10 protein-coding genes and 1 pseudogene are annotated in these 15,690 nt (G+C 57.5%); 7 read left to right on the top strand and 4 right to left on the bottom strand.

Going from position 1 to position 15,690, the window contains the following annotated elements; genetic code table 11:
- Nucleotides 1–8: 8 nt before the first annotated feature.
- Nucleotides 9–1,241 (bottom strand): site-specific tyrosine recombinase XerD, encoded by a 1,233-nt coding sequence (gene xerD / locus HQL76_03385; protein MBF0108200.1) that lies wholly within the window; start codon nucleotides 1,239–1,241, stop codon nucleotides 9–11.
- Here xerD and HQL76_03380 point away from each other — a divergent pair.
- Nucleotides 1,188–3,053, top strand: coding sequence for a hypothetical protein (locus tag HQL76_03380; GenBank protein ID MBF0108199.1), 1,866 nt, complete (start codon nucleotides 1,188–1,190; stop codon nucleotides 3,051–3,053). The genes xerD and HQL76_03380 overlap by 54 nt on opposite strands.
- On the opposite strand, the gene HQL76_03375 is transcribed toward HQL76_03380, so the two are convergent.
- Complete coding sequence (locus HQL76_03375) at nucleotides 2,989–3,753, bottom strand: class I SAM-dependent methyltransferase (protein MBF0108198.1); 765 nt, start codon at nucleotides 3,751–3,753, stop codon at nucleotides 2,989–2,991. The two genes, HQL76_03380 and HQL76_03375, sit on opposite strands and share 65 nt — an antisense overlap.
- 239 nt (nucleotides 3,754–3,992) lie before the next feature.
- On the opposite strand from HQL76_03375, the gene HQL76_03370 reads away from it, so the two are divergent.
- The 3 genes from HQL76_03370 (at nucleotide 3,993) to HQL76_03360 (ending at nucleotide 6,484) form a co-directional block, all read left to right on the top strand.
- On the top strand, nucleotides 3,993–5,162 hold the full coding sequence (locus HQL76_03370) for a glycosyltransferase family 2 protein (GenBank protein ID MBF0108197.1): 1,170 nt from the start codon (nucleotides 3,993–3,995) through the stop codon (nucleotides 5,160–5,162).
- Nucleotides 5,163–5,243: 81 nt separating this feature from the next.
- Complete coding sequence (locus HQL76_03365) at nucleotides 5,244–5,501, top strand: DUF1640 domain-containing protein (GenBank protein ID MBF0108196.1); 258 nt, start codon at nucleotides 5,244–5,246, stop codon at nucleotides 5,499–5,501.
- Between the two features lie 62 nt (nucleotides 5,502–5,563).
- Nucleotides 5,564–6,484: a hypothetical protein gene (locus HQL76_03360; protein ID MBF0108195.1), complete on the top strand. Its 921-nt coding sequence runs from the start codon at nucleotides 5,564–5,566 to the stop codon at nucleotides 6,482–6,484.
- On the opposite strand, the gene HQL76_03355 is transcribed toward HQL76_03360, so the two are convergent.
- Nucleotides 6,429–7,469, bottom strand: coding sequence for a DegT/DnrJ/EryC1/StrS family aminotransferase (locus tag HQL76_03355; protein ID MBF0108194.1), 1,041 nt, complete (start codon nucleotides 7,467–7,469; stop codon nucleotides 6,429–6,431). The genes HQL76_03360 and HQL76_03355 overlap by 56 nt on opposite strands.
- Before the next feature lie 179 nt (nucleotides 7,470–7,648).
- Between HQL76_03355 and HQL76_03350 the strand changes: the two genes are divergently transcribed.
- Nucleotides 7,649–8,413: a hypothetical protein gene (locus HQL76_03350; GenBank protein ID MBF0108193.1), complete on the top strand. Its 765-nt coding sequence runs from the start codon at nucleotides 7,649–7,651 to the stop codon at nucleotides 8,411–8,413.
- Between the two features lie 210 nt (nucleotides 8,414–8,623).
- Nucleotides 8,624–12,076, top strand: coding sequence for a PAS domain S-box protein (locus HQL76_03345; protein ID MBF0108192.1), 3,453 nt, complete (start codon nucleotides 8,624–8,626; stop codon nucleotides 12,074–12,076).
- 28 nt (nucleotides 12,077–12,104) lie between these two features.
- Here HQL76_03345 and HQL76_03340 read toward each other — a convergent pair whose 3' ends face one another.
- Entirely contained in the window at nucleotides 12,105–12,722 is a 618-nt protein-coding gene (locus HQL76_03340; GenBank protein ID MBF0108191.1) for a DUF3782 domain-containing protein, read from the bottom strand.
- Nucleotides 12,723–13,288: 566 nt separating this feature from the next.
- On the opposite strand from HQL76_03340, the pseudogene HQL76_03335 reads away from it, so the two are divergent.
- Nucleotides 13,289–14,047: pseudogene (locus HQL76_03335) on the top strand (FecR domain-containing protein).
- Nucleotides 14,048–15,690 lie beyond the last annotated feature (1,643 nt).

Below are 15,690 nucleotides of genomic sequence, written 5' to 3'. Positions count from 1 at the left end.
TCCTTCCTTCACTGCCCATCACTTCGAGGATGATAGTTTCGATGCACCTCCTTGAGTCGTTCACGGGCGACGTGGGTATAGATTTCAGTCGTGGAAATGTCGGCATGTCCCAGCATCATCTGGACACCGCGCAGATCGGCGCCATGATTGAGCAGATGGGAGGCGAAGGAGTGTCGCAGCAGATGGGGGGACAACGGCGTCTGGATTCCCGCCATCAGGGCATGGCGACGGATGATGTACCAGAAGTTCTGCCGCGTCATGCCCTGGCCGCGATTGGTGACGAACAGATCGGGAACGGCACGTTTTCCCAGAAGAACTGGCCGGGAAGCGCGTTGATACCGTCCGATCAACGCCAAGGCCACCTGACCGATGGGGACAACCCGTTCCTTGTCTCCCTTGCCCACGACCCGCAGAAAACCAAACCCCTCGTCCAGGGCATCGGTTGTCAGCCCCACGAGTTCCGAAACGCGCAGGCCGGTGGCGTACAGGGTTTCCAGCATGGCGGCATCGCGAAGACCCAGGACATCATTGCGATCCGGAGCGGCCAACAGGGCTTCGACCTCCGCCTCGCTCAACACCTTCGGCAGACGCCGCCCACGGCGCGGGCTTTCCAACAGGTCCGTCGGATCGTCCCGGCGCAGTTCTCCCGCCGCAAGCCAGCGAAACATCCGCCCCGCGGCAGAACGTTTGCGGGCCATGGACGCGGGGGCCAGTCGTTCCTGGAGCATCATGTGCAACCATTCCGAAAGATCCTTCCGTCCCGCATCGAGCCATCCCACCCCCTGTCCCGTCAGGAATCGTTCCAACCCTTCCAGATCATGACGGTAGGCCTCCAGGGTATTGGCCGACAGACCATGTTCCACCTGCATGTCATCGAGAAAGCGACACAACAGACCACCATCGTTCACGTTCTTCTCCTGTTGCGGGTTCAGGAAATGTGTTATCCATGAAAACGGGCTGGTTCGGCGAGACAGACCATCCCCGGTCCAACCCTCGGCTTTTTCATCGGCACGATCATCTGTTTTCCATGTGCGCGTGCATGTCAAGGTATGGAGTCCACCATGGATGAAACGCGCGACATGACCCGCAAACAAAAGTGGTTGATCCTTACGGCATTGCTCGTCATCGGCATGGCCCTGCGCCTGTGGCTGATCAAAACGCCCATCAACAGCGATCCCATGAGCTACATGAACATGGGCGCCGGCGGTTATCTGCCCGATCCGACACCCATCGGCCTGCATCATCACAACCTCAGGCCCACCATGGCCTGGCTGGTGGCGATCCCGGCAATGTTCTTCGGGTACAGCGTGACCACCTATACCACCGCCGTATTCGCTTCGGCACTGCTGTCGGGATTGAGCCTTTTTCTGCTTGGACGCGCCCTGTTCAACAGCCACGCTGCCCTGATACTCGTCGCCCTGTGGAGCTGCGGCTACGCCTATCTGGAGGTGGACACCATCCTGCTTCCGGACAATATCGGCGCATCCCTCATCTTTCTGGGCATCGCGGCGCTCGTTTACGCCGGAGGAGGATTCCGCAATGACGCAAAACCGATGCCGTCCTGGAACCATCGCCGCCTCGCCGCGGCGTTCATGGCGGGACTGGCGCTCTGGCTCGGTGTCGGGGCACGCGAAACGTTCGTCTTTCACGCCGTGGCGGCCATGGCCATCATTCCAATGCTTGGCCATCGTCGGCGGGTCTTCGCCTGGATGACCACCGCCGGACTGCTCGGCATCATCGTCGAAATGAACTATTTCACCCGGCTTTTCGGCGACCCCCTGATCCGTTACAAATATTTCCTCGGCATCGACAAGGTCCTGGAAAATGCCTTTCCCCATCTACCCGGCGGCGATCTTTCCTGGTTTTTGCTGCGGTACCCCAAATTGCTGCACTATACCGGATCGGCGGAATTTGCGCTGTTCGCCACCGGGATCGTTGGCGGTCTCTTCTGGATGACCCGGCTCAAGGAGCGCCGCCCCCGGATCAACTTGTTGTTATTGGCGTTCCCCTTCGGAATGATGGCATTCTTGTATTTGAGCGTCGATCCCATCCACCCTTTCATCGAAGCCCTGGTGCGCTATTACGCCGGATGCGCCGCGTTCTTCTATCTTGCCGCCATCGATCTTTCTTTCCGGATCATCGACGCATCGGCGCGTTTCGGACCTTGGGCGCGACGGCTGACCTTGGGTACAGCCGCCGCCGCGCTCGCCGGCCTCTGCCTGTGGAATCTGTCGGCGGCCCGGACGGTCCCCTACCTGATGATCGACGGGTATGACGCCTACGCGCGCGTCAGCGACGCGGCCAACGCCGACGTCCAACGGACCGGAGGGGAGAAATTCATTTACAAGGGGGGCGGCTGGGGCGCGATCCGCCCGATGTACCTCTCTCATGAGCAGGGGTGGCGGACCGGCCCCGCGGGAACGGTCTTCGACAGGCCGGGCTATTTCATCGCCGAGTGGCGGCGTCTGAATCAGAATGGCGACATCCACGAATTCATGCCGCTTCTCGACCGCTATCCGATACGCTACCGCCATCGGCAGGGGCTGGATTTCACCGATTTGTTTCTCGTGGGTCCGCGGACCATCCAACGACAAGGCACCACATTCACCCTGGGAGATGGCGCTGTCTGGACCCTGGGCCAGGACGAAGGCTTCACGCAAACGGACCAGGGCCGGATGCACCTTGACGCACCGTTGACCATTCCCGAAGGCACCTCGGCCTGGACAGACGCGGGTGATGGCAATCATCCGCCGGAGGAGCGGCTGCTTCGTTTGTCATTCAAGGCATCGACGACAGTCCATCTGGGCGAAATCCGGGCGCGGCTTCTGGGGTGGACGCGGGAAAACCCGGACATGGCAATCTCCATCTACATGGGCCGCGCCTATCATGAACGAAGCGCCGGCGAAGAACGCGAGAATATTCTGATGGCCCATCTACCCAGGCCTCTGTCACGCTTCAGGGTCATTCTGCACACACGGAACGGCCCGTTTACGGTTCGCGATGTCCAACTGACGTTCCTGACGCCGCATCCTCTGGATCGGATCGAGGAATAACGCAATACCCACCCGTCCCTTTACGTGACAGGATCAAATACTGCGCCCCAAAGGGATATTTCACCAATTTTGGCTCCAGTGGACGCAACGCCGCAAGCACTTTGGGAAAGATGAACAGATAATCCGGCGTGTCATTGACGGAAAAACCGCCGGAACGCAACATCCGGACCGCCCGAGCCGGCGAAATCATAATGGCGTCCCGGTCGAACGGTACCAACCGCATGACCAGGCGCGTTCCGGGATTCCACGGATTGTTTTCAAAAAATGCAAAGGTCCCACCCGGACACAAAACACGGTGGACCAGTTCGACGGCCCGGGGACGCATGTTGACCGGGATATGGTGAAACACGCCATTGCAATAACACAGATCGAACCGTTCGGATCGATCCAGTTCTTCCAGCATGCTGAACGTAACACGATCGCTGCCATACTGGCGGCGGGCGCTCTTCAGCGCCGCGGGCGAAGTATCCACTCCGACCACCTCCGCCTCGGGAAACCGGCGCGCCAGACAGGCGCTGGTTTCGCCCAAGCCGCAACCATAATCCAATATCCGCCGCCAGGGACGCCCGGATGGCAGACGTTTCAGGAGAAAATCGACTCTCCCCTCCAAAAAAAAACGCCTTCCCTCGCCCGACAGACGCAAACCCTTGTTGAGCATTTGGTCATATTCATCGGAAAGATCGAACAAATGATTGCTCATCGTGGTTTGCACCCACCCTTTCGTGGCACATGGCACACGCGCCGATGCAACAAGGAACCCACCTCGCGCCGCTACCAACCGGACGGTTCGCCTTCACCGCCGTGCGCGATGAACTTGCCATCCTTCGATGCGCCATGATAGAAAATATTGGAAGTGTCGGTTGCTCCCGGAATGCCACTCCTGGCACTTTGAATCATGTTATTCCAAATGGCGAAACGCCGTCTACCTTTGAGAATGCGATGAACAGCGACCCGATGGAACTGACGCTGCTGATGCCTTGTCTGAACGAGGCCAACTCCATTGAGGTCTGCGTGCGCAAAGGGGTCGCCGCTCTTGAGCGACTCAATATCCATGGAGAAGTGCTCATTGCCGATAACGGCAGCAGTGACGGTTCGCAGAAAATAGCCATTGCCGCCGGCGCCCGGGTCATCGATGTCCCGATTCGGGGATATGGCAGCGCCCTGATGGCCGGCATCGAACACGCCAGAGGACGCTACATCATCATGGCCGACGCCGATGACAGCTATGACTGGTCGGTGATCGATCCCTTCGTGGAAAAATTACGCCAGGGGACGGAGCTGGTGATGGGCTGCCGCCTGCCCAAAGGGGGCGGAACCATTTTGCCCGGCGCCATGCCGCCACTGCACCGATGGCTGGGAAATCCGGTGCTCAGTTGGATCGGTCGGCTCTTCTTCGGATGTCCGGTACAGGACTTCCACTGTGGCATGCGCGGCTTTTCCAAAGAACGGATCCAGTCCCTCGGCTTGACCACCCCGGGCATGGAGTTCGCCAGCGAAATGGTGATCAAGGCGACCCTGGCCCGATTGCGCATCGAACAAACCCCCATCACCCTGCATCCCGATCAGCGTGGTCGCCCGCCCCATCTGAAAACATGGCGCGATGGATGGCGGCATCTGCGCTTCATGATGATTCTCTCCCCCAATTGGGTGTTCCTCGTTCCGGGCCTGTTTCTGTTCCTTCTTGGTTTGGTCGGTTTTTTTCTGATTCTGCCCGGCACCCTGTGGATCGGGGACATCGGACTGGATGTCAACACGCTTCTGGTCAGTGGTCTGATGTGCATCATCGGTTTTCAGTGCATCTCCTTCTGGGCTTTGGGGCGCGTTTTCGTCAGCCGGAAGGGGATCCATCCCGACGATCCACTCCTGACTCCGCTCTTTCGCTTCATCAGACTGGAAACCGGATTGATGGCCGGCTTCGCCACGGTCGTGGCCGGTCTGGCGCTGCTGCTTTTCGGGGTCCACAACTGGGCCGACGTCTCCTTTGGCAATCTGGAACCGACCGCGGCACTGCGCATCGTCATCCCCGCCGTCACCATGATCGCCCTGGGTGTGCAAACCATCTTCAGCAGTTTCTTGATGAGCATGCTGGGCATGCTTCGATCTGAATGACGGCGACGAAATTTTTCCCTTTTCGTCCAGACAGTGTGGTATGCTGTTGGCGTCATCCATTGTAGCCGAGGGAGCCTTGTCATGACGGTTGCCACTTTTGATACGCTGGATCTTGTGGAATCCCTCGAATCATCCGGTTTCACCAAGGAGCAATCCAAGGGGATGGTCAACGCATTCAAGAAGGCTCAGGATGCGCCATTGCAGGATCTGGCCAGCAAGACCGACATCGCTGCGTTACGGTCCGAAATGCGCGAGATGGAATACCGCATCATCATCCGTCTCGGTGGACTCATGATCGCCGGATTCAGTGCCCTGGGCGTCCTCATGAAACTGAATTGATCGCACTTGTCCGCCACCTTACGATTTGTCGTTTCGCGATCCGGACCAGGATTGCCCCTCCCATGTACCGACGTCTCTTCTTTTTTTGCCTTCTGCCCCTTTTCGTCATCGCCGCGCCACCACGGGGAACGGCCATTGAAAAACCTTCAGCGCTACTGCTGCTGGTTCACGGGTACGTCAGCGATCCCGATGCCTGGAACAAAAGCGGTATCAGCGGCATCCTGGAACAGGGAGGATGGCGCCACGGAGCGGTGATTCCCGTGGGCGCCGATGGCCGGTTTCAACTGAAATCACCTCCAGAGGCATTTTCCAGACGGTACCATCTGGCGGACATACCGTCGGAAGCGCCGCTCGAAATTCAAGCGGAGATTCTCGCGCGGGTGATGGCGGCGCTCCGGCAACGACATCCCGAAACGGTCCTGTTCGCGGCGGGCCACTCGGCGGGAGGTGTCGCCCTGAGGCTCATGATGGTCCGCCGCCCCGACCTGGGAGTCGCCGGCTTGATCACCATCGCCGCCCCCCATCGTGGCACCGATACGGCAAAACTGGCCCGATTCCTGACCCGGACACCCATGACCCTGATGACCCCGTTTCTCGGACTGGGGACGCTGAACCGGTCGGCGGGACTGTATGCCGACCTGGCGCCGGAAGAACAGGGAAACCTGCTGTTCCGGCTCAATCATTCCGAACACCCCAAAGCCCACTATCTCTCCATCGTCCGCAAGGCGGAAGGTCCTCTGCCCCTGGATCCCATCGTCGCCCCCGACAGCCAGGATCTGACCCGAATCCAGGCCCTTGGATCCCGGGCGATCACCGTTTTTTCAGGCTCCGACCATTCCCTCGAAGCCCGAGACGGCCAGTGGATGAACGACTACCTGCAACGATGGCTCGATGCACTACCCGCACCCCAGACCACACACAATCCTGTCATGCGGACAACGACCGGGGTCCGCCACGCTCCACCCAACGGTGAACACGATTGATGATTCTTTTTTGTTCGCCATCGGTCAGGCTGGCATAGAGCGGCAAGGCCAGCGTCCGGCACTCATAATCCTTGCGGCAGGCCATGTTCGCAACCTCCGGAAACGAAAATGGCCATGCCGAATCGGTCATGATGCCCCCCCTTCCCAGAAAATCGCGCAACCCATCGCGCCGTCCCTCCTCCGCGAAGGTCAAATGAAACCGATGCCACCACCGTTTTTCCACCGCACGCCCAGGCACGGTAAACCATCCCCCCGAACGCAACCTCAGATACCGCTCGGCCAATTGGGTACGTCGCCCGAGAAACAGTTCCCACTGCGACAGTTGCGACATCCCCAGCGCCACCACCAATCCCGATGGCGGATGGCGCAATGCACGAAACTGAACGGCCAGAGCCGGGTCCCGGCACAACAAGAGCGCCGCATTGCCCCCCTGGAGCATGGCATTGCCATCCAGAACCATTACTTGTATCATTTTCTCACCCACCCCCGGCAATGGCAACGGCGTCGAGGTCACATCCTCCACCACCATCCCCGGTCCCCCGGAAATCGACACCGGCAATCCCTGGAAATGCTCCACCCACGCAGCGACAAAATCACCCCCACCGGCAAACCGATGCGGTTGGTCCGGTTGCAGATCATGATGGACCACCCGCAGCCAGGCTGCGGCGAACCCCTCGCGAAACGCTGGATGCATCCCCCCCCCAGCCGCGATTCTGGCACCATCCCCCCAGCGAAAAACCTGCTTGAGCGCCATCGCCACATCCAAAGGATCGTCGAAAAGAACCGCCTCCCGTCCCCATGACGACGACCACATCCGCTCCCATCGTTCCACCAACGCCGCATCGCCAAACGGAGCGCATTTCATCCGCCATTCCACGGCATCCCGATCCCTCCGGGTCATATCGGGACGCCCCAGGGGAATCACCCGTGCTCCGACCCGTTCCCCTCCCATCGCCCGATGGGCATGATTGGAAGAATTCTTCATTTTTTACAACCATGTTTGCACAACTCACATCTCCTGATTCAAGGCAAGGAGGAAAAACATCGTGAATGATGAATCAGAGGATGACAAGCCGCCGCGGGCAGGCATATAATCTTCGTTGAATGTGGTGAATACCATTCATGCCCTGGCCACCTTCCGCCGATCCAGTATGCAGGGCATCCATGAACACGGATCAAGACATGTTTTCCACGCTGACTCCCAGGTTTCTCCATCTCAGGGTCTTTCGATCCTGGATCGGTCTTGTCCATGTCCTCACCCGAATGTTCGCCGCCACCCATCTGGCCGCCATTCTCGGTCCGCACCTGTTCCACCATTGGGATTTCAAGGCCCGTCTGGCCGCCTTCTTCTCGATTTCCCATACCTCCGGCAGCTGCCCGCCCCTCGTACACGCCCCCGCCGAGGGCAAGCTCCTTTCCTGTCTGAACGGCATCGTCCAGGCGGTCGTTCGCGTCAATCCGCTCGTCCATCTCGACGACCGAACCATCCCCCATCCCGGCGACATCGCCCGGCATCTGGTCACCACCACGCGCCACCTCTGGCATGCGACCCTCCATCATGTCGCCATTTTTCTCGGCGCCTACGAACAACTCGAAATCATCGTCCGCACGGACTGCCTTCCCAAGCAAACCATCATCCCCGCCAAAGGAAAACACATCATCGTCTTCGGCAACGGCCCCGTCATCGACGACCGCCGCAGGGAATACATTCACATCAGCGACGACGAACTGTTCCATGAACACCTGGTCATCCGTTACAGCCGACTTTATGGCTGGCGGATCGAAAAAATGGAAGGGGAATTTGGCTGCGGATTTCAATACGCTACCGAAAGCCTCAACGATTCCATCCCCTTGACCGACTGCGCCATCATGCGTATCGGCCATACCTCCATCCTCATCAATATCGAAGGAAAAAACCTTCACTCCTGATCTTTCCTCTGGCCTTCCTGTGTATTCTGCTGCATTATCTACACTATTCATCATTGTTTTTTTAGACGTCCGCAAACATGATCCGGCAGTAACCCATGGCCGCCGGGCATTCGTCATGCCGGTAGAGATCGGTATCACAATCTCCATCGAAACTTCCGATGATCTTGCCTGATTCCTCGAATCGCGCAAAACATTGAACGAAGGAGAACCATGAAGCGACGACTCAAAAACATTCCGGAACCTGCCTGGACCTGGTCGGTGACGTTTCTCCTGTGGACCCTGGTTGTCTTCGGTTCAGCCCTTTGGAGCACCTACAATGAACACCGGCAGACTGAAATTCTTGCCAGCCACACCGCCCGGATCCATTTCAGCAAAGATCTTGCCTTCCGGTTGTGGGCCACCTCCCATGGCGGGGTCTATGTCCCGACCGATGAGCGAACCCCGCCCAACCCCTATTTGAGCCATCTTCCCGAACGCGACATCACGACCCCTTCGGGAACACCCCTGACCCTCATGAATCCCGCCTACATGCTGCGGCAAATGATGGAGGAGTTTTCGGAGTATTATGGCATTCGCGGACGGATCACGAGTCTCAAACCGCTCAATCCCGCCAACGCTCCCGATTCCTGGGAAAAGACCGCCCTGGAAACCTTCGCCAGGGAGGGGACTCAGGAAATCATGTCCTACGCCATGCACGACGGGACGGCGCATCTGCGCTTGATGAAACCGATGATCGTCCAGGAAAACTGTCTCAAATGCCATGGTCACCAGGGCTACTCGGCAGGCGATATTCGCGGTGGCATCGGGGTTTCGGTCCCCATGGCCCCATTCTTGGAATTGGAACACAGTTCGGTCACCAACATTCTCGTCTCCCATGCCCTTTTCTGGATTGTGGGATCGGTCGGAATCACGGTCTTTTACCGCAGACAACGCCAACGGTGGCAGGAACGAGAAAAAGATCAGGCCGTATTACGGGCAAGTGAAAAAAAATTCCATACCCTGGCGCATCAGTCGCCGGTCGGAGTCATCGTTACCGATTCCCTCGGGCGCTGCCGCTTCGTCAACGACAAATGGTGCGCATTGACCGGGAGAACAGCGACCGAGGCGGAAGGATCCATGTGGTATCAGCGATTCCATGAAACCGACCGTCAACCGTTCATCAAACATGGATTTAATGCCTTCCAGGAAGATGGACCGCGGGAATATCGAATCGAGCGTTCCGATGGGACAATCATCTGGATTTTGGCCCAAATTTCCAAACAACAGAATGAGGAAGGAAAAACTACCGGAGCGATCATCACGCTCACCGATATCGATGACCGGAAACGGACGGAAGAGACGGCACGCGCGGAAAAGGAACTGATCCAGAGCAGCATCGACGCCTTGAACGACACCTTTTTTCTTTTCGACCCCGTCACCGGACAGGCTTTGCGCTGGAACCGGAGATTCCGGGAGGTCAGTGGTTACACTGACGCGGAAATCGCCTCGATCAATGCACCGCACGGCTATTTCAATCCAGAGGATCAGGCCAAGGCGGCCAGGGCGATCGCGGAGATCGACCGCAGTAGCATGGTCACTGTCGAAATGGCACTCAGGTGCAAGGATGGGACGTTTATTTCCTTTGAATATTCGGCGGCGGCCATCCATTTTTCGGGAAAAAGACTCCTGATCTCCATTGGCCGGGACATCACGGAACGCAATCGGGCCCAGGCAGAACTTCGGGCGAGCGAACAAAAATTTCTCAGGCTTTTCCATGAGGTGTCGATCGCCCTGTGTTTTGCCGACCAAAAGGGTGCTTTACGGCATATCAACCACCGCTTCACCCACCTTTTTGGCTATACGATGGCTGACATTCCCACCCTTGCCGAATGGTGGACCTTGGCCTATCCGGACGACACCTATCGGCAATGGGTGATGGCAACCTGGGACAAGGATGTCCACGACGCCATCGCCACCGGCGCCGACATTCCCTCCCGTGAATACGAAGTCCGGTGCAAGAATGGCCAGGTGAAAACGATCCTCATCGGCGGAGTCACCTTCGGAGATCATTTTCTTGCCACCTTTCTGGATGTGAGCGAACAAAAGCAGGCTGAATCGATTCTGCGCAAAGAAAGAGACTTTGCCGACAGCCTGATCCAAACCGCCCAGACAATCATCCTGGTACTGGATACCAAGGGACGGATTCTGCGCATCAATCCCTACATGGAAGAACTTGCGGGATATACCCTGGAGGAGGTTCGCGGAAAAGACTGGTTCGATCTCTTTCTCCCCAACGCGGAGGTTTCGTCGATCCGGGAACTGTTCCAACAAGCCGTGGCCGACATTCAGACCAAAGGAAACATCAATCAGATCCGCACCAGGGATGGGCGTTTGCGATACATCGAATGGTATGACAAGACCCTGAAGGATGGAAAAGGACATGTGACGGGACTCCTGGCCATCGGTTACGACATCACCGAACGCAGGCAGTTGGAAGAAGAACGGCAATCGGCGTTACAACGGGCCGAAGCGGCACTCCGGGTCAAAAGTGAATTCCTGGCGGTCATGAGCCACGAAATCCGGACCCCGATGAATGCCATTCTCGGGATGGGGGATGTATTGCGCGAAACCGGCCTGGACGAAGCGCAACAACGCTTTCTGGACATCCAGACCCGGGCAGCCAAGACCCTCCTGACCTTGATCGAGGACATTCTCGATCTTTCACAGCTCGAGGCCAACCGGATGCCCATGGAAGTACATCCCTTCAATCTCGGGCGGATTCTCGATGAAGCGGTCGAAGTTCATTCCTTTGCCGCCCGCGCCAAGAATCTCATTCTCACCGCCGAAACGGCTCCAGGCACCCCAGAACGACCTCAAGGAGAGCCCAGACGGATTCGTCAGGTATTGCTCAACCTGATCGGCAACGCGGTCAAGTTCAGCCAGAAAGGTGAAATCAGGATCAAGGTATCGCCGCATCCGCCCGATGGACTCCTGTTCGCCGTTTCCGACACGGGAATCGGCATCGAAGAAAAGAATCTGGAAAAAATTTTCGATCCGTTCTTTCAGGTCGATTCATCAAGCACCCGGCGCCATGGAGGATCGGGTCTGGGACTGGCCATCTGCCAGCGCCTCGTCGCGGCAATGGGGGGCCGGATCTGGGCGGAAAGCGTCGAAGGACGGGGCAGCACCTTTTACTTTTCCATTCCCCGATCCAGGGAAAAACTCCCTGTCCCATCTCCTTTAACAGCGAAAAACGACGGCGAAGGAGGTCCAAACACCGGTTCCCACCGGCCAGCCAAGGTCCTTCTGGTCGAGGATTCGGTGGAAAACCAGCTCGTCGTTCACGCTTTTCTCGCCGCATCCCGCTACCAGATCGATACCGCCAATGATGGTGCGGAAGGGTTCACCCGTTTCAAGGAGGGAAACTACGATCTGGTCCTGATGGATATTCGAATGCCGGTACTGGATGGTTACGAAACCTTTCATCGAATCCGTTCCTGGGAACGTGAAACCAAACGTCCGCCGACCCCCATCATCGCCCTGACCGCCCACGCCATGACCGAGGAGGCGGAAAAAATAAAAACCACCGGATTCAACTTCTATTTGACCAAACCGGTACGGAAAAAACACCTTCTGGAAACCATGGACCGTCTTCTTGATGTCCCGAAAAAAATAATTTATTAAAAGTTGTATTTTGCAAGTCAGTTTTTGTTTACCAGGTTTTGGGGACGAAGTGTTCGTCATTGGCGATGTGGACCGTATCTCCCGACTGGGCAATCACGAACAATCCCCTGTTCATGGCAAACTGGTCCGCCTCGGCGTCAATGACGATGCCCGCCACCGCGCCATACACCGTGCAATCGGCGTAGCGGGGAAAAAAACTTTTGAATTGACTCAAACGTTCCATATGATTGCGGACATCTTCGACCTTGAGGTTGCTCTTGACCTCGACCAGAACCGCCGCAACCGTGTTGGCCACCAACAAATCGATTTCCATGTGTTTGTCGCCGCGTTTCTTTCGGCCCCGGGGATAGACCTCGTCCACCGGGATGCCACGCTTCGTGAACAGGTCGATGCAGGCAGGGGCGATCAACCCTTCGAGAAACTCACCCCAGCGACTCCCCAACTGACCAATCTGCCGCGAAACCTCCTTGACGACACGCTCGGTCTCCTTGAATTCCAGAGCGAGTTCCTTGATTTCCCGGGCAGTCTCCTGGAATTTCAGATCAGTCTCCTTGAATTTCAGATCAGTCTCCTTGAATCGCTGCTCGGTTTCCTTGAATCTCCGGTCGGTCTCCTGAAACAACTTAAGAATGTCGTCCTTGGTCAAAGTTCGAGGCATGGCCTTTGTCTCCGGCGGGTATCGGTCAATTTCCGTAAATCACCATGCCAGTTTATCATTTCCCTCCATGGAAGGATACCCGGAATTGACCGGTTGTCGGGAAAATTTCATGCCAATCGCACGAAGAATGTTTCAGTCAAGTCCGACAAATTTGCTTGATTCTTGCGGATGATGTGGTTACGATGCGAACCTATGATCAATATAATCGACATGGCCTTTTGTTCACGAACCTGGATTCCTTGAAATTACCGTCAAAAACGGTACATTGTCCGTGGATCGGGGCTTTCCGCGTTCTCGGGGGAGGGACACAAGATGGCACTTTCATCGCGCCGTGATGAGAATGGGCAGTGGCTGATATTGACGGGTGATTGGGTTGACTTGGCGCGTTGCCGTGGTCGTGCGTCAGCGATAAACGGTTTTATTTACCCCCCCCCCCCCCACGAAAAAGTTATTTATTACAGTCATTTAGCTGACAACCCCTCCGTTCCTGCCGTTGTTTGCTTTCCCGCGCCCATATACCAGGAATCCTTCCTTTTTCTTCCAAGGAATCCGGAATGAGTACCACGACTGCACTGATTGATGCACCAGACCCTTCACAGTCGAAAACCCACTTTGGCAATGATCTTGATGTTGTCGGCCTGGAAACGGAAATAACCCTTCCGGACGCAACCATACTCCTCGAAGGACGCTACCTGCGCGCGGGTGGCGATCTTGTCATCACCGCTCCCGACGGGACTGCGGTCACGGTCGAAGGTTATTTCGAAGCCGCAGTCCCGCCAATCCTCACGGCGCCCAATGGCGCCCTGCTCCTTCCGGAAACGGTCAACGCCCTTTTGACGGTTGATCCCACCCAAGGAGCACCTCTGGTCGCCGGTCCCACGACGCTCGCCACGGCAACCGCCACAACACCATTGCCCCCTATCGGCAAGGTTGGAGAAATACTTGGCTCGGTGATGGCCAGAGGAATCGATGGCGAAGAACGGGCACTCAAGGAAGGGGACCCCATTTACAAAGGGGATGTCCTTCAGACGCAAAAAGGGGGATTGATCAAACTGACTTTTGCGGATGGTACCACGTTCCAACTGGGCGAAGGGGCCCAGGCAATCCTGGACAAATTCATTTACGACCCCGAGGCCAGACTGGGCGGGTTCGAGGCGACCGTCACCAGAGGCATTTTCAGCTTTGAAAGCGGCGCCATCTCCGGATTGAACGCAGGCCGTCACTCGACGATCAAAACACCGACGGCAGTCATCGGCATTCGTGGCAGCCAGTTATCCGGCGAGGTCATGGAAGATGGTTCGACAACGGTGGTCCACACTTCCGGTATTCTGGATATTGCCGACGCCAAGGGACAGGGAACGGTCACCCTGATCGAACCGGGTACTGCCACCCAGGTGATTTTTGGCGCAGGCGCGCCGGAACCGGTGTTCAAGGCGCCAGCCAATTTCATCTCCCGGTTGGAAGGCCAGTTGGATATTCAAAAGGCGAAGGAGGAACAAAAAAGCGAGGATCGCGGCAACCAGGAACAAAAATCGGAAGGAAAACCGGAAGCGCCAGCAGGGGGACAGCAACAAGGCCAACAGGAAAACAAGACCGAAGGCGGACCGGGAGAACGACAGGAGAAACAGGAAGAAAAGACGCCACAGGATGTCGAGGGCGTCGATGATACCGAGGACGAAAACACCACGGACCGTGAAACACCGACGACGGACGCCATCCAGGGGGCCAACGCCAATGAGGCAACACCCACAACCGCGCCCCAAAGGGTGAATGAGGTCGTGAACACGGGACCCGCCGTGGAGATGGGTGCCTTGTCCCTGGCCGAGCTTATTGGTTCGGGTGATGCGTTGCAAGGGGCCGATGTGGACCTGGGGTCCGTGGGAAGCGCCATCGGCTCGTTGTCCCTGTCCCTGGCTGATCTCATCGATTCGGGTGGTACGTTGCAAGGGACCGAAGTGGCCCTGAAAGCGGTGGGAAACGTCGTCGGTCTGTTGGTCACGCCACCAGGAACACCATCCAACAGAATGACGGAACCCGAAGTCACCACCACGGACCCCCTTCCGGTTGAAACACCCCTTCCCGACAGAATTGAATCCTCCGAAACAGAAAACACACAGGACATTGCGGAACCAGAACTGCCGGCCCCGCCTGCCGACGACGCCACTGAACCGGAATTCCTGGCACTGCCTGCCGACGACGCTCCCGAAGTGGAACTCCTGGCACTGCTTTCCGACGGTGCCCCTGAACCAGAATTCATGGTTGCGCCTTCCAACGGCGCCCCCGAACCGGAACTCCCGACCCCGCTTGCCGACGGTACACCACAGGCTCCAGAAACGTTCATTCCACCCACAACCACGTCGTTCGATATCACGGAACTGTTCATTCCATCCACGACCACGTCGTTCGACATCACGGATCTGTTCACGCCATCCACGACCACGTCGTCCGACATCACGGAACCGTCTGCTCCATCGACAACCACGCCGTTTTATGTCAATGGCCCCCCGACAGGGTCCATCACCATTCATGGAACGGTGATGCAGGGACACACATTGACCGTCACCCATACCCTGGCGGACGCGGGGGGATTGGGAACGGTCGGCTATCAATGGCGGGCGAACGGCATCGAACTCCCCGGAGCCACGGGCGACACCTTGCTTCTGACGGAAAGGCATGTCGGCCAGACCCTCACCGTGGTTGCCCGGTATACCGATGGTCATGGGGTTGCGGAACAGGTCGCAAGCGCGGTTACCAACCCTGTCGCCAATATCAACGATTCCCCCACGGGAACGGTGGTCATTTCTGGAAACAGCGTGGCAGGTGGTCTTCTGATCACCGACACCGGTACCATTGCTGATGAAGATGGTCTGGGAACCCTGTCCTGGCAGTGGCAACGTTCCGGCGATGAGGGAACGACCTGGAGCGCCATCGTCGGGGCCACCGAGGCCATCTACAG

Source organism: Magnetococcales bacterium (genome assembly GCA_015228815.1).
In the GTDB taxonomy this organism is placed as follows: domain Bacteria; phylum Pseudomonadota; class Magnetococcia; order Magnetococcales; family UBA8363; genus UBA8363.
The sequence above is the reverse complement of the archived record's forward strand: the minus strand, read 5'-3'. Positions and strand labels throughout refer to the sequence as shown.